The organism is Pseudoalteromonas piscicida, assembly GCF_000238315.3.
GTDB classification, from domain to species: domain Bacteria; phylum Pseudomonadota; class Gammaproteobacteria; order Enterobacterales; family Alteromonadaceae; genus Pseudoalteromonas; species Pseudoalteromonas piscicida.
In genome coordinates this window covers 345,736-370,266 of sequence record NZ_CP011924.1, presented here as the reverse complement: position 1 = coordinate 370,266, position 24,531 = coordinate 345,736, and the positions used below count along the sequence as shown (strand labels likewise).

General features: G+C 46.9%; 6 protein-coding genes. All 6 read left to right on the top strand.

All coding sequences use genetic code 11. The features are described 5' to 3' along the window. The first annotated feature begins 3 nt into the window (after positions 1–3). Genes PPIS_RS01765 through PPIS_RS01740 form a run of 6 tightly spaced genes read left to right on the top strand, consistent with a single transcriptional unit; the run spans position 4 to position 24,464 of the window. Positions 4–735: an SDR family NAD(P)-dependent oxidoreductase gene (locus PPIS_RS01765; protein WP_010369414.1), complete on the top strand. Its 732-nt coding sequence runs from the start codon at positions 4–6 to the stop codon at positions 733–735. Continuing rightward, positions 732–1,439 carry a hypothetical protein gene (locus tag PPIS_RS01760; protein ID WP_010369417.1) on the top strand — a complete coding sequence of 236 codons (708 nt, stop codon included), beginning with the start codon at positions 732–734 and terminating at the stop codon, positions 1,437–1,439. The genes PPIS_RS01765 and PPIS_RS01760 overlap by 4 nt, the downstream gene beginning before the upstream one ends. Further along, positions 1,436–2,191, top strand: coding sequence for a thioesterase II family protein (locus PPIS_RS01755; RefSeq protein ID WP_010369421.1), 756 nt, complete (start codon positions 1,436–1,438; stop codon positions 2,189–2,191). Before PPIS_RS01760 ends, PPIS_RS01755 begins: the two co-directional genes overlap by 4 nt. Positions 2,192–2,214: 23 nt before the next feature. Continuing rightward, complete coding sequence (locus tag PPIS_RS01750; protein WP_010369425.1) at positions 2,215–6,768, top strand: non-ribosomal peptide synthetase; 4,554 nt, start codon at positions 2,215–2,217, stop codon at positions 6,766–6,768. Positions 6,769–6,771: 3 nt separating this feature from the next. Continuing rightward, complete coding sequence (locus PPIS_RS01745; protein ID WP_096040860.1) at positions 6,772–14,619, top strand: non-ribosomal peptide synthetase; 7,848 nt, start codon at positions 6,772–6,774, stop codon at positions 14,617–14,619. Between the two features lie 2 nt (positions 14,620–14,621). After that, positions 14,622–24,464: a non-ribosomal peptide synthetase gene (locus PPIS_RS01740; protein WP_096040859.1), complete on the top strand. Its 9,843-nt coding sequence runs from the start codon at positions 14,622–14,624 to the stop codon at positions 24,462–24,464. Positions 24,465–24,531: the final 67 nt, after the last annotated feature.

The window sequence follows — 24,531 nt, the reverse complement described above, 5'->3', positions numbered from 1 at the left end:
GTTGTGTTTACTGGAAAGACAGTAGTAGTGACTGGCGTATCCAAAGGGATAGGCAAAGGCATCGCACTCGCCTTTTTGCAAGGTGGTGCTCGAGTATACGGTATTTGTCGCACACAAACCCCCATCGCGGAGTTACATAAACCTGAGTATCAAGCTCGTTTCACTCAACAAAGCGGCAATATTACCGACAGTGAGTTCGTCAATTCCGCTATTCGCCAAGCGATAAGCGACACGGGTCGGGTTGATGTGTTGGTGAATAATGCTGGGATCACGGATGATAGCTTGTTCTCTCAGATGTCGTACGACGCTTTTCATAACGTGTTAGATATCAACTTCAAGGGTACATTGCTGTGTTGCCAAGCGGTATTGCCAGTCATGACTAAGCAAGGTGCAGGCAAGATTATCAACATGGTGTCGCAAAGCGGAATAAGCGGACGAGAAGGCCAAGCCAACTACGCGACCTCAAAAGGCGCAATTATTGGCCTCACTCGGACTATTGCACGGCAATATGGTCACTGTGGTATTTACTGTAACGCACTCGCTCCGACGTTTATTGCAACCGATATGATTGATGATATCCCCGCAAGCATTATCAACCCGGTGCTTAAGCATACCGCACTAGGTCGTGTTGGGAGTGTCAAAGAAATTGCCGATGCCACGCTATATCTCGCTTCTAGCGCCTCTAACTACCAAACTGGAAATGTGCTTCGTTTGGATGGAGGACTTGCGGTATGAATGCTCAAGCGTTTATTTTACTTTATCCAACAAGTGAGTTTGATAGCCACTTCGTTACCCATTTGCTGTCGCAAAAACATCCGTTACTCCTTATCAATGCAAGTGCTGAGGTGCTCGCGCATAATCCAGAAGCGAGCCATATCCAACTTAGCGCTCCCCTCTCGGAGTTAAATACCACTACATTACTAGATTGGTTTGAAATCAATAATAATCAGCAAGAAGTGATGGTACTGCATTGTGCCAATCACCTTGATGAAAGCAACCTACTCGAAGACATTGCCGTTGGTGAGCAAGTGATCGCACGCCTAGAAAGCGCATTTTCGGCACTCAGAGTCATCGCCGACAACCTCAGAATGAGTGGTGGAAACCTCGTCTTTTTAACGCAATCAGACACCTTAAATTACGAGTTAGAGGCCACCGCCAGTGTCTGTAACCACGCTCATAACGCATTGATGATGACGCTCGCGCGCGAATATCAAGGTAGCAAGCTGGCAGTTAACAGTTTTGTGTTACCGCTACTGGCTACCGATAGCAAAGCCGCAAGGATCCAAAAGCGCAACCTAAAAGGAGGCGTACTGGGTGCACGACCTGCGGTATACAGCTATCAAGACTTGGTGGAATACCTAGTCAACTTTATGAAAACCAACTCCATGCTCACCGGTCAATCCATCGCATTCACACCAACGCTGGAGCTCAAGCTATGATGCCGGTTGACTTATACTGTTTCCATCACGCAGGTGGCTCTTCTTTGTTTTTTAGGGAGTGGGCCAAACATTTACCTGCGCATTGGCAACTCCACGGCATCGACTTACCGGGCCGTGGTACTAAAGCAGGTATGCAATCTTTACGGGACTGGGATGAGGCACTTAGTCACCTAAGTAGTAGCGCGCAACTTCAGCCGCGTAGTGAGCGGCTGTGCGTTTTTTTTGGTCACAGCCTTGGCGGAATGGTGGCTTATAAGCTTGCCGATCATCTTGCTAAACATGCACTGACAACACCGGATTTACTCTGTCTATCTGGGTGTCGCGCGCCAAGTATTCCCTCGGCTACCCAGTACTCAAAATTGACTGACTCGGACTTGCTCACGACTTTATATCATCTCGACATGCTGCCTAAACATCGTTTAACGAAGGACGTAGAAGCGGTTGTGGCTGCCATGTTTAAAGACGACTTTATGCTAGCCGAGCAACCTGTCAGTACAGACATTACGTTGACGATGCCGGTCGAACTGATCCTCGCCACACAAGATCACTTGGTTAAGCCTGAGTCACACCAAGCTTGGTCCGAGTACTGCGAGAACCATTTTCAGCACCATTATGTCGATGGCGGTCATATGTATTTACAACAACGCCCAACGCTGGCGTGTGAGGTGATTGTCGCCGCTGTAGCGCGACACCTAACACGCTTGCAGCAAACAAAATACCAAAAAGCAAACTGGCAAAAGCCGTTGTGTTAAGGCGAAAAAACAAGGATCACGCAATGAACTCACAGTCCAATTCCGCCAATTTCAAGTCACTGACAACGAGGCAACTTCACGTATGGCAAGCCCAACAGCTTGATTTGGCAAATCCAGTATATAACATCGCTTGCGCGGTACAATTTACCGGCGGGCTCACAGCCGAGGCACTAGAGCAAGCCTTGGTGTTGCTATTTGCAAGGCACCCAGTTTTATCGAGTCGTATTGATGAGGCTCAAGGCGAACCACAACTCGAATTATTAGCCAGTGCCCCTAAGTTATTAGCCGTGCCTGATGAGATTGCCGCTTTTAGTGACTCTGTCACCGCCAAAACTTTAATTGAGCAAGCTATCGATATCACTAAAGAGACCTTTCAATTCTACGCTTGTAGCTCAGAAACTCGGTTGCTATTGACCATCAAAGGGCATCACATCAACTGTGACCAGTGGGCATTGCAAGTACTGATGAGCGATTTACTCGCATGTATAGAAGCGGTGCTTGATAACTCTGAACTTGATCTCGCCCCCCTTGATTATCAAGTGATGTTTGAAGAAAAGCCTGAGCGTGCAGCAACTTCACAACAGAGCGAACTCTATCCTATCGATTTTTACCAGAGTAATACTGAGGCACTAGCGCACCATTATGACGGCATCGCGTTTCGTGAAGAAAACCCAGAGGCACTCAAACAAGTAAAACAGGCAGCCTCTCAAGCTGGTGTTACGAGTTTTAGCGTCGTGCTTGCCAGCGTCTTTTTGACTTTATTTCATACCACTGGGCAAACCGATTTGACCATAGGGATCCCGATGGCTCGCCGCACCCGTAAAACACGCGCGATCTTAGGTCATTACTCAGACGTTGAAACGGTTTCTATTTGCGATATTGAGCAGTACACAGGTGCATCGCTTATCAGTGAAGTCAGTAACCAGCTCACCCAATTACTGCTTTCAGGAAATAATAATAAAGACGCTGCAAAGCATATTAATGTCACCTGTAACTACTTAGCCAAGCTAAAAAGCAATGGTATTCGTCCAGGGATCACCCCGTTGATGATTGGTCGCCAAGGGTACGAACTTGCTTTGGGCACAGCGGGAGATACCATTATCAAAGGGGTATCCATTGAGCCTGGTGTTTCACAATTTGATATCGAATTTACGCATTTTGAAACAGAAGGAGGCCTTTGTCGTAAAGTGGTCGCCGCTAAGTCTGTCTTTTCTCGCGTGGCAATGACACGGATCACCGATATTCAGGCGCGCTTTATTGAATTACTTACCCACTCTAGCGACCTTAATATTGCCGAACTGCCGGTACTGGATGAAGAAGAGCAAAAGCTTATCTTGGCGCGCAGCAATCAAGACAATGAAACGTTCTTTTCCGACACCACTTTAAATCACTGGTTTGAACAAACGGTAAGTAAGCACCCAGATCAAATCGCGCTACAAACCCAAACACAATCTATCGATTATAAAACCCTTAACGCCAGAGCCAACGCCCTGGCCTTGCATTTACGGGAGCAATATCAGTCTCAGTATCAACAACCCCTCACTGCCGATACGTTAATTGCGCTGTACATGCAGCCTTCTATCGAGATGCTGATTGCAATTCTTGCTGTCACTAAAGCGGGGGCGGCATATGTGCCGCTGTCTCCCGACCATGCCAGCGAGCGAACAACCTTTATTCTAAGTGATACCAACCCAAGCCTGTTGATCGTCGACGAGCAAGAGTATGCCGCCGCACAAGACAAATGCAGTTTGGCGGAGGTGGCTTGCCCATTAATTACGCCACTTAATGCTCAGCAACAAAGCGACACAGCACCTGTCATCAGCCAATCACCGCAGGACTTGGTATACATCATTTATACCTCAGGTACGACTGGCCAACCAAAAGGCGTGATGCAAACTCATGAAAACGTCGCTCGATTGTTCACGGCGACGGAGCAAGATTATGGCTTTGACCATCACGATACTTGGGTGCTTTACCATGCCTATACTTTTGACTTTAGTGTATGGGAAATGTGGGGTGCCCTACTTTATGGCGGTAAACTCTGTATTCCTGACAACAGCCTGATCCGCGATTTTGAGGCCTTTGCAGACTACTGCTCAGACAATCAAGTGACTGTGCTTAATCAGACTCCTGCCGCATTCTATGAATTTAGTGCAGCGGCACTAAACGCAAAATTGAATTTTGACAAACTGAGGTATGTGATTTTCGGCGGTGACAAACTCAACCCCGAAATGCTCAACCCTTGGTGGAACTGCTACGGCGATGAACAGCCGCTATTGGTCAACATGTATGGGATCACTGAAACCACGGTGCATGTAACCTATAAAGCACTCACGCAACAATCAAGTTCTAAAGCCTCTCATATCGGTAGACCCATATTAGATATGAAAGCGTACGTGCTAAATTCCAAATTGCAGTTGGTCGAACCCGGCGCCTGCGGTGAGTTATATATTGGCGGTGCAGGTCTTGCTCGTGGTTATTTAAACCGCGAAGCGCTCAGTCAAGAACGCTTTATTAGCAGCCCATACGCAAGCGAACAAGACATTCAACAAGGACGAGCCAGACTGTATAAAACCGGTGACTTGGCAAGACGCCTACCGGATGGTGAGTTGGAGTATATCGGTCGTAACGATAATCAGGTGAAGATCCGTGGCTACCGTATTGAACTGGGTGAAATCGAAAGCGTGATCAACCAATTGCCAGAAGTTGCCCAAGCGGTGGTTATCGACCGTACCTTACAAAATGTTCCCTACCTAGCCGCTTATATCAAGTTTAAGCCACAACATCACGGCCAAACTGCCCAAGTGAAAGCCCACGTAAGTCAAGCGCTCCCCAGTTATATGCAGCCAAAAACGTGGACTGAGCTTGCGGAAATACCTTTGACTGGCAACGGTAAATTAGACCGTAAAGCGTTGCCAGAGCCTGAATTGGTAAGCCAAAGCGAATATGTGGCGCCGCAAGACGAAACGGAAGCGCAACTGTGTGAAGCATTTAAAACTTTGCTTGGTGTTGAGCAAGTGAGCACCAAAGATGATTTCTTTGCCATCGGCGGCGATTCTATTCTCACGATTCAACTCGTTGCTTTACTCAGAAAGCAAGGCATTGAACTGCAAGTAAAAGATATCTTTGACTGTCCAACTGCAGCGGCGTTAAGTCAACGTATTGTTAGCGTACAAGCGACTCAACGAGAGATAACACAAGAGCAAGGCCTACTGAGCGGACGCTTTGAACTACTGCCAATTCAACAATGGTTTTTCAATAAAGCACTACCGGAGGAGAATCATTGGAATCAAGCATTTGCAATTAGGATCCCAAGCGGCTTTAGCCAAATTCAATTACAAGAGGCACTACACAGTTTAAGTGATCAACATGATATGTTGCGCACAACCTTTATGGAATTTGAAGGCCATATTACGCAAGAATATAACGATGTTAGTACGATGGCGCCACTCAACGTCCTTAACGGCAAGTCACACGATGTACAAGCAGAGCTCAACGCGCGACAAAGCCAGTTCGATATTTGTAATGGCCCACTTTGGCAAGTTACACATATCGAAGCGTTTTGCGAAGACTACGACCTGCTTCACTTTGCGCTTCACCACTTAATCATTGATGCGGTTTCTTGGCGGATCATCGCGCAAGATCTGCAAACTCTTTTAGCGCAAGGAGAATTGCTGAGTAAACGTACCAGCTATCGTCAATGGGTAGAAATGATGCAAGCGTACCCAGCAGCACACCCGCAAGAAATGGCATTTTGGCAGCGTTTAGCAACCAACTTGCCAAGCTATCCGCCAAGCATGGCTGCAACACCGTCAACCGCGTGGTTAGAGCTAGACGCGCAAACCACGGCCCGCTTAATACGTGACGCGAATGCAGGCTTCAATACGCAAGGTGAAGAGTTACTACTGGCTGCTTTGTGCCAAGCATTGAGTAAAACCTTTAAGCAAACTCAGCATGCTATCACGTTGGAAAGTCATGGTCGTGAAATGTGGCGTGATGATGCTGATATCAACCAAACAATTGGCTGGTTCACTTGCTTGTACCCGCTACGCCTAACTCAACAAGCGACACTAAGCGACACCATTATTGATGCCAAAGAAGCGCTACGCCAGATCCCAAATAAAGGTCTTGGTTTTGGTAGCGCTCAACTGCAAGACACCAGCTTAACGTTGCCAAATATTAGCTTTAACTACCTAGGCCAAATGGGTGGGCAAAGCGATGCGCTTTGGCAGATAGACAACCAACTGCAAACCGAAACAAGTTCCACACAAAACGGCTCGGATCTGATCCTCGATATCAATGCGCTGGTTCAGGGCGAGCAACTCAGGATCAAAGTGGATTCATTACTAGATGGCAATCTTACCGATGCCTTCGCTAATCACTTAACACAAGCGCTGCATGATGTATTAGATACGGCGATCGAGGCGAAAAAGCGCGGCGGTGTAAGCACCCCTAGCGATTTTGGCGCGGGCTCGCTTTCTCAGGAGCAACTAGCTGCACTGCAGTCCCAGTTAAGTGAAACACAACTAGAACAAACCACGACTCAGTCTGAAAAAACACAAGAATTAGAGATTTAAACCATGTTGAATTTATGCCAATCACTTGCAAAGGATAACATTGCGCTTTGGGCCAATGGAGACAAACTTAAGATTGTCCATGGTGAGCAAGGACTCAGCCAACAATGGGTTGACTACCTCAAAGCAAATAAAGCCGCATTATTAGATTACCTTGTATCGCAGCAAGTTTTTTCCGAGCAAGACTTTGAACAGTTACTAGCGGCTGAGCGTAAAAAAGCATCTGAGATCCGTGCCATCTTTGATGCTAACAGTATGCAAAAAGGTTTTATTTATCATCACCTTGCCCAACCAAATGACGATGCTTACCGCGTTCAGTTAGTCATCGATTACCATCAAGCACTCGATATCGATGCTTACCAACAGGCTTGGATCTTGGCATCAATGCGTTACCCTGCGCTACGTACTGCGTTCAACTGGGAAAATGAAATCATCCAAGTGATCAAAGGAGGAGCCGGATTTACCGCAAATCACTTCCGTTTTCACGACTTCAGTACGTTAGACCACATTGAACAACAGACGCGTATCGATAAGCTCATTCACGACGACCGTAATACGCCTTTCGATTTGACTCAACCGGGATTAATGCGCTTTGCTATCGTTAAACGCGCTGATGCACATTACACCCTAATTAAAGCAGAACACCACAGCATCAGCGATGGCTGGAGCTTTCCGGTGATGCTGCAAACCGTGCATCAAAACTACGCCAAACTAACCAAAGGCGAGCCGGTCATTGTTGAAGAAGAAACGGCTTACCTACAAACACAAGCGCGCTATCAGCAAAATCAAAAATCTAGCGATAGCTATTGGCAAACCCAAAAGGCACAATTTGGTGAGCCCAATGATATCAACCGCTTATTGAGTAAAAATATTGACCAATCTGGCTCGTCACAGATCCAAAAAGCGGCGGCGAGCGAATTAAAGCTCTCTTCAGAGCGCCATCAACAGCTCAAAGCATTTGCTAAACAACACGGACTAACGCTGAACGTCTTAATGCAATTTGCTTGGCATAAAGTACTGCAATATTACTGCGACGCTGAGCAAACCATAGTAGGCACAACGGTCTCGGGTCGTGAACTACCCATCGACGGGATCCGTGCCAGTGTTGGTTTATATATCAATACCCTACCTCTTTCCCTTGATTGGCAAGAAACGGCCAGTATTCGCACCCAGCTTACAGCGCTGAAAGAAAAAATTGCAGAACTTAACGGCAACAGCAGTGTTTCACTGTCGCAACTACAAGAGCCGAATGCTCGCCTGTTCAACAGTCTATTTGTATTTGAAAACTATCCGACGCCAGCGGGACAAGACGTACTCGAATGGTCATTCGATAAGATGATTGAAAAAGTAGACTATCCGCTCACCATCAGCATTGTTGAACAACAAGATATCTTGCTACTTAAGTTGAGCTTCTGCGAAACCATGCTGGCACCAAGCAAAGCACAGCGATTGCTCACCCAAATGACATTGGTGTTAGATGCCATTATTGCTGATGAAAACCAGCCGCATAGCCAAATTTCTTTGTTAAGTAATGATGAGCGAGCACCAATGGTTGAGATAGACGAGCATGCGGATTATTTGCACTCTACTATTCATGAATTGGTTGCTCAGCAAGCACAAAAAACGCCAACTCGAATAGCGCTAGTTGAAGGCGAAATGCAGCTGACCTATCAAGAATTAGAACAAAGCGCGAATAAGCTTGCCGCCTACATTAAAGATCATGTGGACGTTGGCGCTAGCCATCGCTTCGTTGGGCTTTTCTGTGAACGCTCTATTGCAATGGTAATCGCAAAACTGGCTATCCTAAAAGCGGGTTGTGCTTATGTACCGCTTAATCCTGATTATCCAGATCAGCGCATAGAGTATATGCTCAACGACACGCAACTTGGTTTGATTTTAACACAAAGCGAGCTGCGCCCGCGTATCGAAACACTCGTTGCAAGTTGTGATGCAGAGCCGAAAATTACCTGCTTAGATAGCTTGTCTTTGTCTGATGCAGCGCCCGTACTGTCAGGTGCACATGCACAAACCGAAGCCTATGTGATCTATACATCGGGTACGACCGGTGAGCCAAAGGGCGTGGTCGTTCCACACCGTGGCGTTGTTTCTTTGGTACAAGATACTGATTTAATTAACACGTCAGAAAACGACGTGTTTATTCACCTCTCTAATCCAAATTTTGACGCCGCAACGTTTGAAATTTGGACACCACTGATAAACGGCTGCAAATTGGTTGTAGCAAGTGCGCAACAAGGTGCGGATCCTGACAGTCTATCAAGGTTAATTAAACAGCACGGTGTTAGTGTACTTTGGCTAACGCGCACACTGTTTGATTCGCTGTATTTACAACAACCTGATATTTATGACAATGTCCGCTGCGTACTAACAGGCGGAGAGGCAATCACTCCAAGCATAGTCAAACGCATTCTCGCCAGAGATACGCGACCAGAGTTGGTGATAAACGCGTATGGCCCAACTGAAAGCACGACATTTACCACTTTCTATCCATGTGCCAATATTGATGGCCCGGTGCCCATCGGCCAAGCCATTAATCATCGCCAAGTATTATTGCTTGATAAACATCTTAATCCAGTGCCATACGGCGCGACAGGCGAGATATTTATAGCGGGTGCCGGACTTGCCTGTGGCTACCTTAATAAACCCGAAATGAGTGCTGCGCGCTTTATCGATAACCCGTTTGCAAGCACAAAGGCCAAACAACTCGGCCTAGATAAACTGTATAAAACGGGAGACTTAGGACGTTGGTCCGAGTCTGGTGTGCTAGAGTTTTTAGGCCGTAACGATCACCAAGTGAAGATCCGCGGGTTTAGGATTGAGCTTGCTGAAATAGAAGCACAGCTCAACGAATTGGCGCAAGTGAAAGTCGCCGCTGTGGTGGTATTCGAACAAGCGGGCAACAAGCAACTTGCCGCATACGTGGTGCCAGAACACGGCGAGTTAGACCTAAATGCAGTAAAACAGGAACTGGCTCAGGTTTTACCTAGCTACATGATCCCAAGCTACTTTGAAGTGATGTCGGCGTTACCGTTTAACAACAATGGTAAGCTGGATCACAAGCAATTGCCTACTCCAACCGTTGTGGATGAAGACAACTATCAAGCACCGAGCAGCGAATTAGAAAAACAATTGTGTGGTATTTGGCAGTCAGTCTTGGGGCTAGAACAAGTGGGCGTGAATGATGACTTTTTCAAAGTCGGTGGCGATTCTATTGTCAGTATTCAACTTGTGTCTGCGCTGCGTAAAGCTGGCTTTAACCTTCAGGTTAAAGACATCATTGACGCCCCAAGCGTGGCAGCGCAGGCCTATTTAATTCAACACGTTAGCACTGAAACCATTGAGCTTATCACGGAGCAAGGTAGGTTGAGTGGCGAATTTGCACTACTGCCAATCCAACAGTGGTTTTTCGATTTAGGGCTACCAAATCCACACCATTGGAACCAAGCATTTACCCTTAACTTGCCTGAACACATTGATTACAAAGGGTTGACTCAAGCTATTCAAGCGCTGAGCGAGCATCATGACATGCTACGTTGTCACTTTGTTCAGACCAGCAACGGGGTAAAACAAGCGTACCAAGCGGCAATAGAGCTTGAAGTCCCATTACTTGATGCAACGACTCTGAGTAAAGACGCGTTATTTAACGAATTGACCAAACTACAAAGCCAATTTGATTTATTCAATGACCCCCTGTGGCAGGCAGCGTTGGTGAAAACGGCCGAGGGAAGTCAGGTATTCTTTGCCTTCCATCATGCCATTATTGATGTGGTATCGTGGCGGGTGTTAAGCCAAGACTTACAAACCCTATTAAGTGGTGAAGCACTAACAGACAAGCTTACCAGCTATCGTCAGTGGGTGGATGCCATTGCCACCTACCCTTCGGCTCACCCTGAGCAAGCGTACTATTGGCAGCAGGTACAAAAAGGCTTTACTAGCCAACCCACTTACTCAGCACAATCACAATACAGCATCACGTTTGAGCAAGAAACGACCGCTAAATTACTACGCGATGCCAATCTTGGTTTGAATACTGACATTAACGACTTGCTTTTGGCGGCACTCAATATTGCCCTACACAGCACTTTTGACAGTACCGTTAATCATATTCAACTTGAAGGTCATGGTCGTGAAAATATAGATCCGCGCTTGGATGTGTCGCAAACTTTAGGCTGGTTTACCAGTATGTATCCTGTGCGCCTTGAACACCACGACGACGTTATTGCAACCATCGCAAACACCAAAGAAATGCTGCGCCACATTCCGGACAAAGGCGTGGGCTATGGCGCTTTTGTGCAAGCAGACAAAGTCAGCGCAATTCGCCCTCAGGTGAGCTTTAACTACCTAGGTCAATTGAATCAGCAACAACAGCAAAGCCGAGACTGGCAGCTGGATGATACTCAAGCAGGCTATGTGATGACTGAGGCAAACGCTCAGGCTGACAATGCACCGCTACTCAACATCAATGGCGCAGTTCGCGGTGACAAGCTTCACTTTGATGTGGTTTCGAGGTTGAACCAATCACAGTCGCTGGCATTTGTTGAGCACTTTGAAATGGCGCTTCATCAGGTCATTAATGCAAGCTGTGAACTAGCCGCGCAAACACCACAGCAAACCCCAAGCGATTTGGGATTAAGCGACTTGTCTTATGGTCATTATCAAGCGCTGAGCAAACACTATAATATCGAAGCACTTTACCCTGCTAATAGCTTGCAACAAGGTTTTATCTATCATGCTGTTAACTTCCCAACGGATGATGCCTACCGAGTGCAATTGGTCATGGATATTGAACAAGCGCTGGAGGTTAAACATTTTATTCATGCTTGGCGTTTAGCGTCGCTTCGCTTCCCTATTCTACGCACCGCTTTTGATTGGCAAGAGTACCTACTCCAAGTGGTGTGTCGCGACGCCAGTATTGATGACAACCATTTCACCATAGTAGATCTGTCATCCCTTGACGAGCACCAACAACAGCAAGCCATCAGCAAAGCTCAAGCCGAAGATCGACAAGTTCCGTTTGACCTAAGTCAACCGGGGCTTATTCGCTTCACCTTATTTAAGCGCAGTGAAAACCTCTACACACTTATCAAAACCGAGCACCATGCCATTAATGATGGCTGGAGTGGACCGTTAATGCTGCAAGCAGTCGCTGAGTATTATCGCCAGCTTTGTGCAGGGAAAACACCTGAGGTGCAAGCGCAGCAAACCTATTTAGAGGCGCAAGCTTATTACCTTAAAAATGCCAAGCAAACTCAGACATACTGGCAGCAACAACAAGCCGAATTTGATACCGCAAACGATATTAACTCATTACTCGGTGGTCAGTATGACTTGTCGCAAAGTCGAATCGTTGAGCAAGTGCAATCGCTGCAGTTTAGTCTTCAAGGCGAGGCGTTTAGGTCGCTACAACATACTTGTCAACAAGCTGGCGTAACCCTCAACGTTGCACTGCAATTTGCTTGGCATAAGTTACTGCAAACCTATTCTGGTGATAGCCAAACGATTGTTGGTAGCACAGTTTCCGGTCGTGAAATTCCAGTCAATGGGATTGAACAAGCGGTCGGTTTGTTCATCAACACCTTACCTTTAGTGGTGAATTGGCAAGCAGAAGCAAGCTGTAATGACATCCTCAAAGCCATTCAAAAAGGCGTCGCTGCACTCAATAGCCACAGCGATATGAGCTTGTCGAAGCTGCAGCGTGATGGTCAACGCTTGTTCCACACCCTCTTTGTATTTGAAAACTACCCGACTCCAGAAAATACTGGCAGCTGGAAGTTCAGAGAATCAATAGAGAAAGGCGACTATCCGCTTTCTGTGGTGGCCCAAAGCGAGCAAGACCGCTTAGACTTTGTGATGCACTACAACGGGGAATGGTTAAGCACAGCTCGGGCAGAGTGGATCCTTGACCAAGTACAAGCTATTTTAATTCAGCTTGGGGAGCGACTAACACAAAGCCATCAAAGCATTAGCTTGGTCAATAACCAAATGCAGACCACGCTCAGTCAATGGCACGACAACGCAGAATCGTTTGCCATCGATAAAGATTTGGCCAGCTTGATAGAGCAACACGCCGCTAACACGCCAAAGCAGACCGCCTTGTTAACCAGCAGTGGTGAAGCGCTGTCTTATGCCGAAGTGAACGGTAAAGCCAATGCACTTGCACAGCAAATCATTGCTCAGCATCCCAAAGCCCAAGCTGGCCTATTGCCTGCCGATACCCCTATCGCCCTCTACTTTTCTCGCAGTAGTGAGATGCTCGTTGCTATTTTGGCCGTGCTCAAAGCCGGTGGTGCCTATGTGCCTGTTTCACCAGATTATCCCGAAGCTCGGGTTGAATTTATTTTAACCGACACCAACACCGACTTAGTGCTAACGCAGGAGAGCCACTTGCCATCACTTAACCCTGTACTTGGAAAAGCCACTGCGCTCAGTGTCAATACCCATGCACTGGCGGTGGAGCATCAGAACTTAGTGCGTACAACCGCGTTGGCTAACTTGGCTTATATCATTTACACCTCAGGGACAACCGGACAACCAAAAGGTGTGATGCTCACTCAGCACAATGTGCTTTATTATCTTCACGCCATAACCTGCCAGTTAGGTGACAAGTATCGTAACATCGACTTTTCTTCTAACTACTGTTTTGACCTGTCGGTGACCACCACCTTATGCCCGCTCCTTGCTGGACAAACGGTATGTGTCTATGAAGGCGATATTCTTGATGCCGCCGCTTTTAGAGCTCACCTAAGTGCCGCGAATGTTGGCTTTGTGAAAACCACACCCAGTCTTGCCATGGCGCTATTGCCTGGCAGCGATGCTCATGTTGATACCCTAATGCTTGGCGGTGAAGCGCTGACTGAGCAGGCCATTGATGCGTTAAGCGGCCATGTGAACGCTATCTTCGATGAGTATGGCCCAACGGAAGCAACGGTCGGTGCGATGCTAGCGCAGGCCTACCCACGCCTTCATCAAGGCATAGGTAAAGCCTACCCTAACGTTAATCTTCATGTGTTATCTGAATCGCTCCAGCCCATGCCCATTGGTGCACCGGGTGAGTTATATATTTCAGGCCTTGGGGTTGCCCGTGGTTACTTAAACCGCCCTGAACTCAATGCTGAACGCTTTATTGATAATCCATTTAGTCACGACCCCGCCCATAGCAAGCTGTACAAAACCGGTGACCTTGCCCGTTTCCTAGACAACGGCGACTTGGTGTATCTCGGTCGTAACGATGAGCAGGTGAAAATTCGTGGTTATCGCGTCGAATTAGGCGAGATTGCCGCTGCTATTGTCGACCAGCAAGGCATACAAAACGCGGTAGTGATTGATGTACCTGCACCGCAAGGCAAAGCGCTGGCCGCTTACCTTGTTGCAGAGCCTGACCTTGAAATTACCGAATTAAAGCTCGCCCTAAGTGCTGCTTTACCTGAATACATGGTGCCCAGCCACTTTACCCTAATCGAACAGATTCCACTCACTGGTAACGGTAAGCTTGACCGCAAAGCACTCCCCACACCGGAGCTTCAAGCTGACAACCTCTATGTGGCACCGCGTAATGACTTAGAGACCCAGCTTTGTGAGATTTGGCAACAGGTACTTGGCCTTGAGCAAGTGGGTATTGAAGATAATTTCTTCAGTATTGGGGGGGACTCTATCTCGGCTATCCGGTTGATGAATGCTTGTAATAAAGCACTGGATTTAAACATCCCAATTTCAGCCCTGTTTGAGCATACCCATATTGCCGCAATCGTCGACAACTTAGAGACGTTGAGTGTGGATATCGAAATTAAAGCAGACTCCGGATCACAACAAGAACAAACTAATAGCATGAGGATTTAACCATGTTGTCATTGCTCGCTGAACTGAAAGATCACAATCTCTCAATCTGGTTGCAAGACGGCGGACTAGAGCTGTCATTTGGCGCGCAAGCGCCAGATGCTGCACTTGTTGCAAAGTTAAAGTCAAACAAAACGCAGCTAATGGATTACCTTGAAGCAAAAGCAATTTTTTCAAAGGATGCGTTTAATACACTGCCAGAATTAAACCGCTATCCGCTTTCGTTTGCGCAAGAGCGTTTACTCTTTATCGAACGGTTAGAAAATGGCACCAACGCTTATCATATTCCGTTTTTGGTTAAACTCTCTGAGCACACCGAGCTTGCACACTTAGAACAAGCGTTGAATATCGTGTTAGATAGGCACGAAGTCCTTCGCAGTGTCTATCGTCAAGACGAGCAAGGCCACGACTATCAAGAAGTGTTGAGCGCTTGTATTGAGATTACGCCCAGCCCTGTGGCTGACTTAGCTGCGCTTAATACGGCTGTTAAACAAGCGATCAGTACACCATTTGACTTAGCCAATGAGCCTATGTTCAAGGTTTGCTTTTGGACAGTAGGCGCTGAACGTTACGTGCTATTTATGTGGCACCATATTGCTTTTGATGGCTGGTCCACCGAAATCTTTATGCGTGAGCTACACCAAGCCTATTTTATGCTAGCTTCAGGCAAAACGCCTGAGCTACCAGCGCTTGAGTTACAGTACCAAGATTACGCAAAATGGCAGCGCGAGTACCTCAGCGGCGATACCTTAACTAAGCTTTTAGACCACTGGACTGATGCACTTGCAGGTGCTGAGCAGCTTGAATTACATTCGCCACTACCAAGGCCAAATGAATATCAATATCACGGTGCCGATCACCGTATTCATTTGGGTCAGGAACGAAGCGAAGCCCTAAAGGCCATAGCCAAAACGCAACAAACCAGTCTTTATGTAGTACTGCTCAGCAGCTGGGCATTGACATTACAAGCAACCAGCGGTCAGTCAGATTTAGTCATAGGTACGCCATCTGACAACCGTCACCTAAGCCAGACACAAAATCTTATTGGCTTTTTGGTCAATAGCTTAGCCCTGCCAGTTCATATTGATAACGCACTCGACTTTAATACCTTAATCCAACAAGTGCACCAAACCTTAAAAGCGGCAAAGGCGCACCAAGATCTGCCATTTGATAAATTGGTCGACGCCCTAAAATTACAACGAGATCCGTCTCGCCATCCGCTATTTCAAATGATGTTTGCGCTTGAGCAATTTAAAAATAATAGTGATGACAGCAGCCAACAGCTGTTTACGCCAGTGGATGAGTCACAAGTAAAAGCGCTTCATAAAGTGGCTAAGTTCGACATTAGTTTGCTGCTACAAAATGGTGACGAAGAAGTATTTGGTGATATTAACTACGCCACCGCACTATTTCCAAGTGACTGGATCGCAACTCTTGCTGAGCGCTTTATCAATATTATCGATCAAGTGATCGCCAGAACCGCACAACCACTAGCAAAAGTAGCCCTACAAAATAGAACTGAGACTGACACAATACGTGCTTGGCACAACAACGCCGAGTCATTTGCCACCGACAAAGATTTGGCAAGCTTAGTAGAGCAGCACGCCGCTAACACCCCAGAGCTTACAGCCTTGTTAACCAGCAGCGGTGAAGCGCTGTCTTATGCCGAAATGAACGGTAAGGCCAATGCCCTTGCGAAGCAAATTATTGCTCAGCACCCCAAAGCCCAAGCAGGCCTATTGCCTGCCGATACCCCTATCGCCCTCTACTTTTCTCGCGGTAGCGAGATGCTTATTGCTATTTTGGCCGTGCTCAAAGCCGGTGGTGCCTATGTGCCTGTTTCACCAGATTATCCCGAAGCTCGGGTTGAATTTATTTTAACCGACACCAACACCGACTTAGTGCTAACGCAGGAGAGCCACTTGCCGTCACTTAAGCCTGTGCTTGGAAAAGCCACAGCGCTCGGCGTGAAGGCGCTCGGCGTGAATGCGTTCGGCGTGAAGGCGCTCAGTGTGAGTACCCGTGCGCTGGCGGTGGAGCACGAGAACTTAGTGCGCCCAACAGCGTTGGCTAATTTGGCCTATATCATCTACACCTCAGGAACAACCGGGCAACCAAAAGGCGTGATGCTCACTCAGCACAATGTGCTTTACTACCTTCACGCTATAACCCGCCAGTTAGGTGACAAGTATCGTAACATCGACTTTTCTTCTAACTACTGTTTTGACCTGTCGGTGACCACCACCTTATGCCCGCTCCTTGCTGGACAAACGGTATGTGTCTATGAAGGCGATATTCTTGATGCTGCCGCTTTTAGAGCTCACCTAAGTGCCGCGAATGTTGGATTTGTGAAAACCACACCGAGTCTTGCCATGGCACTCTTACCTGGTAGCGATGCACAAGTTGATGCCCTAATGCTCGGTGGTGAAGCGCTGACTGAGCAGGCTATTGATGCGTTAAGCGGCCATGTTAATGCTATTTTCGATGAATATGGCCCCACGGAAGCCACCGTCGGCGCGATGCTAGCACAGGCTTACCCTCGCCTTCATCAAGGCATAGGTAAAGCCTATCCTAACGTCAATCTTCATGTATTATCTGAGTCGCTTCAGACTATGCCCATTGGCGCACCAGGTGAGTTGTACATTTCAGGCCTTGGGGTTGCCCGTGGTTACTTAAACCGCCCTGAGCTCAATGCCGAGCGTTTTATTGATAACCCGTTTAGTCACGACCCCGCCCATAGCAAGCTGTACAAAACCGGTGACCTTGCCCGTTTCCTAGACAACGGCGACTTGGTGTATCTCGGTCGTAACGATGAGCAGGTGAAAATTCGTGGTTATCGCGTCGAATTAGGCGAGATTGCCGCTGCTATTGTCGACCAGCAAGGCGTACAAAACGCGGTAGTGATTGATGTACCTGCACCGCAAGGCAAAGCGCTGGCCGCTTACCTTGTTGCAGAGCCTGACCTTGAAATTACCGAATTAAAGCTCGCCCTAAGTGCTGCTTTACCTGAATACATGGTGCCCAGCCACTTTACCCTAATCGAGCATATTCCACTCACAGGTAACGGTAAGCTTGACCGCAAAGCACTCCCCACACCGGAGCTTCAAGCTGACAACCTCTATGTGGCACCGCGTAATGACTTAGAGACCCAACTTTGTGAGATTTGGCAACAGGTACTTGGCCTTGAGCAAGTGGGTATTGAAGATAATTTCTTCCAAATTGGCGGCGATTCAATTGTCAGTATTCAGCTGGTTTCACGCTTAAGAGAAGCTGGGTTAACGGTACAAGTTAAAGAGATATTTGCCGCTCCAACTCCCGCGCGGCTGGCAAAGCTTATCAGTGCGAATGGCGACAAGAAGGTTACGATAAAAACCGAACAAGGCCAGCTTGAAGGCGAGTTTGATCTACTGCCTATCCAGCAGTGGTTCTTCGCAAATCAGTTTGCTAACCCCGCACACTTTGCCCAAACTTTCGCTACTGTGATGCCAAGTACAATCAGTGATGAGCGATTAGTTGCGCTATTGTCCGAGCTTGCTGAGCAACACGATGTGCTACGCCTTGTGTTCAATCAAAAGACGGCGCATATTACCCAGCAGTACCAACAAAATAGCACCATGGCACCTTTAGTTAGACTTGATGCAGACACACTCAGTGACGACGAGCTTGCCAAGCAATTAACCCGCTTGCAGTCACAGTTTGCGTTAAATTCAGGCCCTTTATGGCAGCCAATTCGTGTCAAACGCCAAAGCCAAGATGTATTGGTACTGGCCTTCCACCACCTGATCATTGACTTTGTCTCTTGGCGGATCCTAATTGAGGACTTAAATAGCCTTTATCAAGGCAAAAAATTAGCGCAAAAAACCTCAAGCTATCGTCAATGGGTTGAGACCTTAGCCCAATATGCACATGTTCAAGCCGAACAAATTAACTATTGGCAAGAAGTACTTGATACTTGTCAAACACACTTAACAGCGAAGAACACACCGACAAACCAAGTGATTAAACTTGACTCTGCATTTACACAAACGCTGCTGTTTGACGCTAATCAAGGCTACCACACAGAGCCTCGAGACCTTGTCGTCGCCGCACTGTCCCTAACTCTTGCTCATATCACTGGTAGTAATGATCAGGTTATTGCGCTTGAAGGGCACGGTCGTGAACACATCGCCGAAGATATAGATCATTCACGCACCGTAGGCTGGTTTACGTCATTATATCCACTAGCACTCCATGCGGGTTCTAGTCTCGAAAGCGCTATTGTAAATGCAAAAGAGCAGCTGCGTAAATTGCCAGACAATGGCGTTGGTTTTGGTCAATTCTATTTTTCCAAACAAGTGGCGGGGACTTTACCAACCGTTGCATTCAACTATTTAGGCCAAATCGGTGGCACAAAAACGCAGCAACCCAGTGGTGACTTCTACTTAACTGAAGCCATTACAGGTCAACCAGTCGCAAGCGAAAATAACGGTCATTACGTTCTTGATATCAACGCGGCAATTATTCATGGTCAGCTTGTCTTAAATTGCACCACGGCGTTGTCTGAAACCGAATTTGCCCTATTCCAAAGTCAGTTCACTGCCAGTCTACAAGCCGTGCTCGACACAGCATTGTATACCAAAGCGCTTGGCGCCAAACAAACGCCGAGCGACTATAACCTGACAGGCGTCAGCTTCGCCCACTTAGATGCACTGCGCACACGTTACGACCTAGCCGCGGTTTATCCCGCAACAAACTTGCAGCAAGGTTTTATCTTCCACCAGCTTAATAGTCCAGAAGATACCGCCTATCGCGTGCAGTCACAGATGCAGTATTTCGATAAAATTGACACTGCGCTTTACTGTCGTGCGTGGCAACTAACCTCGCTGCAATATCCAGCGCTGCGCTGTGCTTTTGATGTTGAAGAAACCATGCTGCAACTTATCGTGGATCACACCTGTGTTGATGAAGATAACTTTAGCGTGATTGATATCAGTCAATACTCAAAAGCAGAACAACAAGCACACATAGAAAAGCTTGCAAACCAAGTGCTAAATCAGCCATTTAATTTTGCAAGACCGGGGTTATTTACACTGCATTTGGTAAAACGCGATGAAGCGCATTATCACCTAATAAAAACAGAGCATCACAGCATTTGTGATGGCTGGAGTGGCCCGTTAGTTATGCAGACCGTTCACCAAAACTATACGCAATTACTACAAGGTCGAGAACCTGCTTTACAGGTGGACAACGCCTATTTAGATGCCCATGCTTACTTAAGAGATAATCAGGCCGCCACCAAAGCATTTTGGCAATATCATGTCGCTGATTTATCACAAGCAAACGATCTTAACACCCTGTTTAGTCACTCAACAGATTTAGAAACGCTCCGTCATAATCATGACCCGCAGGCGCTGCTTTTTGCTCTACCAAGCGAGACATTAAGTAAGTTGCAGCAAGCGTGTCAGCAACATTCTGTCACGCTCAATGCTGCGGTACAATTTGCCTGGCATAAGCTTATCCAGATCTATACTCGCGACGAATTTACTTTAGTAGGTACAACTATCGCAGGTCGTGACTTACCAATTGACGGCATAGAGCAAAGTGTTGGAGCTTACATCAATACGCTACCGCTTTATCTTGATTGGCCTACAGATGCCACCATCGCGCAACAACTCGAGAAGATCCAAACTGCCATTTTGGACTTAAATAGCCATGCGAATGTGTCACTTGCGTCACTGCAACAAGGCGGTAATCGGCTATTCCAAAGCCTAGTCGTTTTCGAAAACTACCCAAGCCTTGAAAATGAACAAGCAGAGGCACAACAAGCTCGCTGGCAGTTTGACGCAGCACCAGAGCAAGTTGAATACCCACTTGCATTGATAGCAAAGGAGCAAGGAGAGCTGCAACTTGAGCTGATGTACGACGCCAGTTTGCTTTCGCCAGCACGTGCCGTACAACTGCAATCTCAACTGCTACTTATCCTCAAGCAAGTCGCTGACAATACTCACTTACCGCATCAACACATTGAAATTGCCAATACAGTGGAAAAGACCCGTATTCTCAACGAGTGGAATGAAACCGAGCGCCAGTCATGTGGCTTCGAGAACTTCAACGACTTATTTAGTGAAAAAGTCGCCGTATTCCCGGATGCAACCGCTGTGGTCTGGCAAGATGAAGTACTAAGCTATCAAGCACTCAACCGCCAGGCTTGCCTGCTTGCCCAACAATTATTGGTGATTAAGGCTGAGATTTACGGCAACGAGTATCAAGGTGATTTCCCAGTCTTATTGCTGCATGAAAAACAGTTGGATTCTATCGTTGCGATCCTCGCTATTCTTAAAGCAGGCGGTGGTTATGTTCCTGTATCACCGGAATTTCCTGACTCAAGGATTGAATATATTGCCAAGGACTGTGGTGCGAAAATCGTGGTCACCCAATCGGGATTAATGGATAGAGTTGAGAGTACAACACTTGCCTCACTGACATGTGTACTCAGCGATGCACCAATGGAGGAAACAAACTTAGACCAAGCGGTATCGGTGAGCCCGTCTGATTTGGCTTATATTATCTATACCTCTGGCACCACAGGCAACCCCAAAGGCGTAGAAATCAACCATGAGGCACTATTAAACTATGCCACGGACGACCATTTTATCGACCCCACACAACTGAACAAGGTACTTAGCTTATCGAGTATTAGCTTCGACGCGTTTATTTTTGACTGCTTTGTCACACTCAGTAACGGCGCAGCGCTACACCTGATAGATAAACAGACTCAACTTGATCCAGAACGACTGATTGAGTACTGCCAAGCACAGCAGATTGATACGTGCTTTGTAACCACTGCGCTATTTAATCGTTTAGCTAGCGAAGACTTCTTCTTACACGCCGGACTTAAACAGATTAATTTTGGTGGAGAGGCGGTCGACTTAGCTATGGTTGAGCGAGTAAAGCATCAAGCGCCAGAGCTGATGCTTTACCACGCCTATGGCCCAACAGAGACCACCGTTTATGCGACTTGCTGCTTACTCAACTCTGTAAATCACGGAGCCCCTATTGGCCGCGCTATTGCCAATAAATCTGCTTACGTGTTGTCACCTGCTGGCAAAATACTTCCACCGGGCGTGGCAGGAGAGCTTTATATTGGCGGCGCGGGTATGGCAAGACGCTATTTACACCGTTCAGATTTAACCGAACAAGCATTCTTAGTTAATCCGTTCGCATCGGATAGATACCTCGCAAGCGGTTGGAACAAAATGTATAAAACGGGAGATTTGGTTAAATGGCGTGAAGATGGCTTATTAGAGTATGTTGGTCGTAATGATTTTCAGGTGAAAATTCGTGGTTACCGCATCGAACTTGGCGAGATTGAAACTGCGATTAAGCAACAAGCGCAAATTCATACTGCGTTTGTAAACGTGAATGAACAAGATGGGGTTAAACGTATCGTGGCCTATTTGGTCATGGCAAATACTGAGTCACTAGATGAGGCGAAGCTCAAGCAAACACTCTCTCACATGCTACCGAGTTATATGCTGCCAAGTGCATACGTCACATTAGACGCCCTACCGGTTACGGTTAATGGCAAGATTGATGCCCGAGCACTACCGCAGCCCGATTTTAGCCAAACTGAAACTCACCATGCTCCAAACACAGAACAGCAAAAGCATATCGCTAAAATCTGGTGTGCTGTATTGGGAATTAAGCAGATTGGCTTGGAAGATAACTTCTTCCATATTGGTGGTGATTCAATTATGAGCATTCAGCTTATGTCGGCTCTCAAACGTGCTGGCTATTCGCTATCGACCAAAGACATATTTACTTATCCAACCCTAGAAGCGCTTTGTGCATTTTTGGCAAATAATGAACAGGTAGAAATCGAGGCTGAACAAGGTGAGCTCAGCGGAGAAATCAAGTTATTACCTATCCAGCAATGGTTCCTCAACTCCCATTACCGTCATAAAGCGCATTTTAATCAGTCGGTCATGCTCGCACTTCCGCACAATACCGCGCTGGATACTTTGGAGCGTGCACTTGCGCAGCTGCATCAACAACATGACATGTTGCGCGCTCAGTTTAGCAAAACCGAGACTTGGCAATCCCAATATCAAAGCGTTGCTGCTTGTCCAACACCAAAGCTTATCCATTTGGACACTTCGGGGCTTGATGAGCAGCAAACCGCTCTGGCGTTGAGTAAAATACACGCCCGTTTTGAACTCGGTTCAGGTGCTTTGTGGCAACCGGTTTTACTCAGCGATGATACACCGCTAACTAGGCTTGTACTTATCGTTCATCACCTTGTTATTGATGGTGTTTCGTGGCGTATTTTGGTCGAAGACTTAAGTCGCTTGCTGCAAGGCGACACCTTAAGCGACAAAACCAGCAGTTATCGCCAATGGTCAGACGTTGTGGCCCTGCATCCTTTTGAACAACAAATACCGTATTGGCAAAATGTGCTAAGCACACAACAAAACGTACCTTACGGTAAATCACAACAGCGTCTTACGCATCAATTTGATACTCAGCTTACTGAGCAATTGCTACGCCTTGCTCCTGCTGGGTTTAACACAGAAATCAATGATCTCTTAATGAGTGCGTTTACTCGGGCTTGGTGCAATACCTTTGCTACAAACTATTGCCATCTCACGTTAGAAGGCCACGGCCGAGAACATCTGAGTGACCATATTGATACCTCAAGAACACTAGGCTGGTTTACTAGTATGTTTCCGGTTGCCCTGAAAAATGACACGGATTTATCGACGCTGATTATTCAAAGCAAAGAAACGCTTCGTGCCATTCCAGATAAAGGGCTAGGCTTCAGCGAATTGGTCAGACGTGGGGAACTTTCCTTCAATCAGTTACCTAAAGTTAGCTTTAATTACTTGGGACAACTTGATAGCAACAATGATGCACAAGATCAGGGCATACGAATGCTAAATGCACACTCAGGCGATGCCAGCAGCAAGGATAATCAGGATGAAATGGCACTCATCGTAAATGCCGAAGTGCGTCAAATGAAACTGCAAGTGAGCATTGCAAGTCAGTTAGATGAGACGCAAACCACCGCATTCATAGAGCAGTTCGATGCTGCCCTTCGAGCCGTCGTTTCACATTCGATTACAGCCGCAAATCCCCAAGGCATAAAAACCCTAAGTGATATTGAGATCGGCGTATTGGTGAATGAAGCCGATGCTCCTATTGAATGGTTTTTCTTCCCTCCGGGTGGCGGTGGTGCTGAGAGTTACTTGCAATCCATTGCTCCCAAGATTTCCGCGCCTTGTTATTGCTTCAATAACATCTATGCCGCACAGGAAAAACCAAAGGGCTCGCTCGCCTATGACTATTATCAGTTCCAAACATTGGCGTTGCAGTATGCTATTCATCTTAAAAAGCTAAAGCCTAGTGGTCCTTATCGGATTTTTGGTTGGAGTTTTGGCGCAACGCTGGCACTTGAGGTTGCCAAACTGCTGCAAAATGAGGGGGACACAGTCGAGCACTTGGTGTTCGTCGACCCTTGTTTTGACTATGCCACGATGCATGATGAAGTTTTTGCTCTACACCCAGAGTTCAGTCATCTTGAGCCCGATAGAATTAATTATCACTACCAAAATGATCCGGCATTTTCTAGCACCGCAAAGGTGACGCTATTTAGTGCTGGTTGTGCGGTTGAAGTGGCTCAGTCGGATAGCCTAGAGTTGCAACTTTCCAGTCATATAATCAACCGATACCTTGATAAGAATCAAAATCTTATCGAAGAAGCAATGCAACCCAGCCAGATTCAAGTGTTCACCATGAAAGGGTCGCATAACAGTTGGGTAAAAACACCGGACGACTTAATAAAAATGTCAGAAATTATGAACACTCTTTAACATTTTATTCGTTAATATAATGTTAAATTAGATTTCTAGAGTGAGGCATTAAAGGGAGCTCCCCTCT

Excerpts from the sequence above, each read along its gene's own strand:
- PPIS_RS01760 (WP_010369417.1), top strand. The coding sequence starts at position 732 with ATGAATGCTCAAGCGTTTATTTTACTTTATCCAACAAGTGAGTTTGAT.
- PPIS_RS01755 (WP_010369421.1), top strand. The coding sequence starts at position 1,436 with ATGATGCCGGTTGACTTATACTGTTTCCATCACGCAGGTGGCTCTTCT.
- PPIS_RS01750 (WP_010369425.1), top strand. The coding sequence starts at position 2,215 with ATGAACTCACAGTCCAATTCCGCCAATTTCAAGTCACTGACAACGAGG.
- PPIS_RS01745 (WP_096040860.1), top strand. The coding sequence starts at position 6,772 with ATGTTGAATTTATGCCAATCACTTGCAAAGGATAACATTGCGCTTTGG.
- PPIS_RS01740 (WP_096040859.1), top strand. The coding sequence starts at position 14,622 with ATGTTGTCATTGCTCGCTGAACTGAAAGATCACAATCTCTCAATCTGG.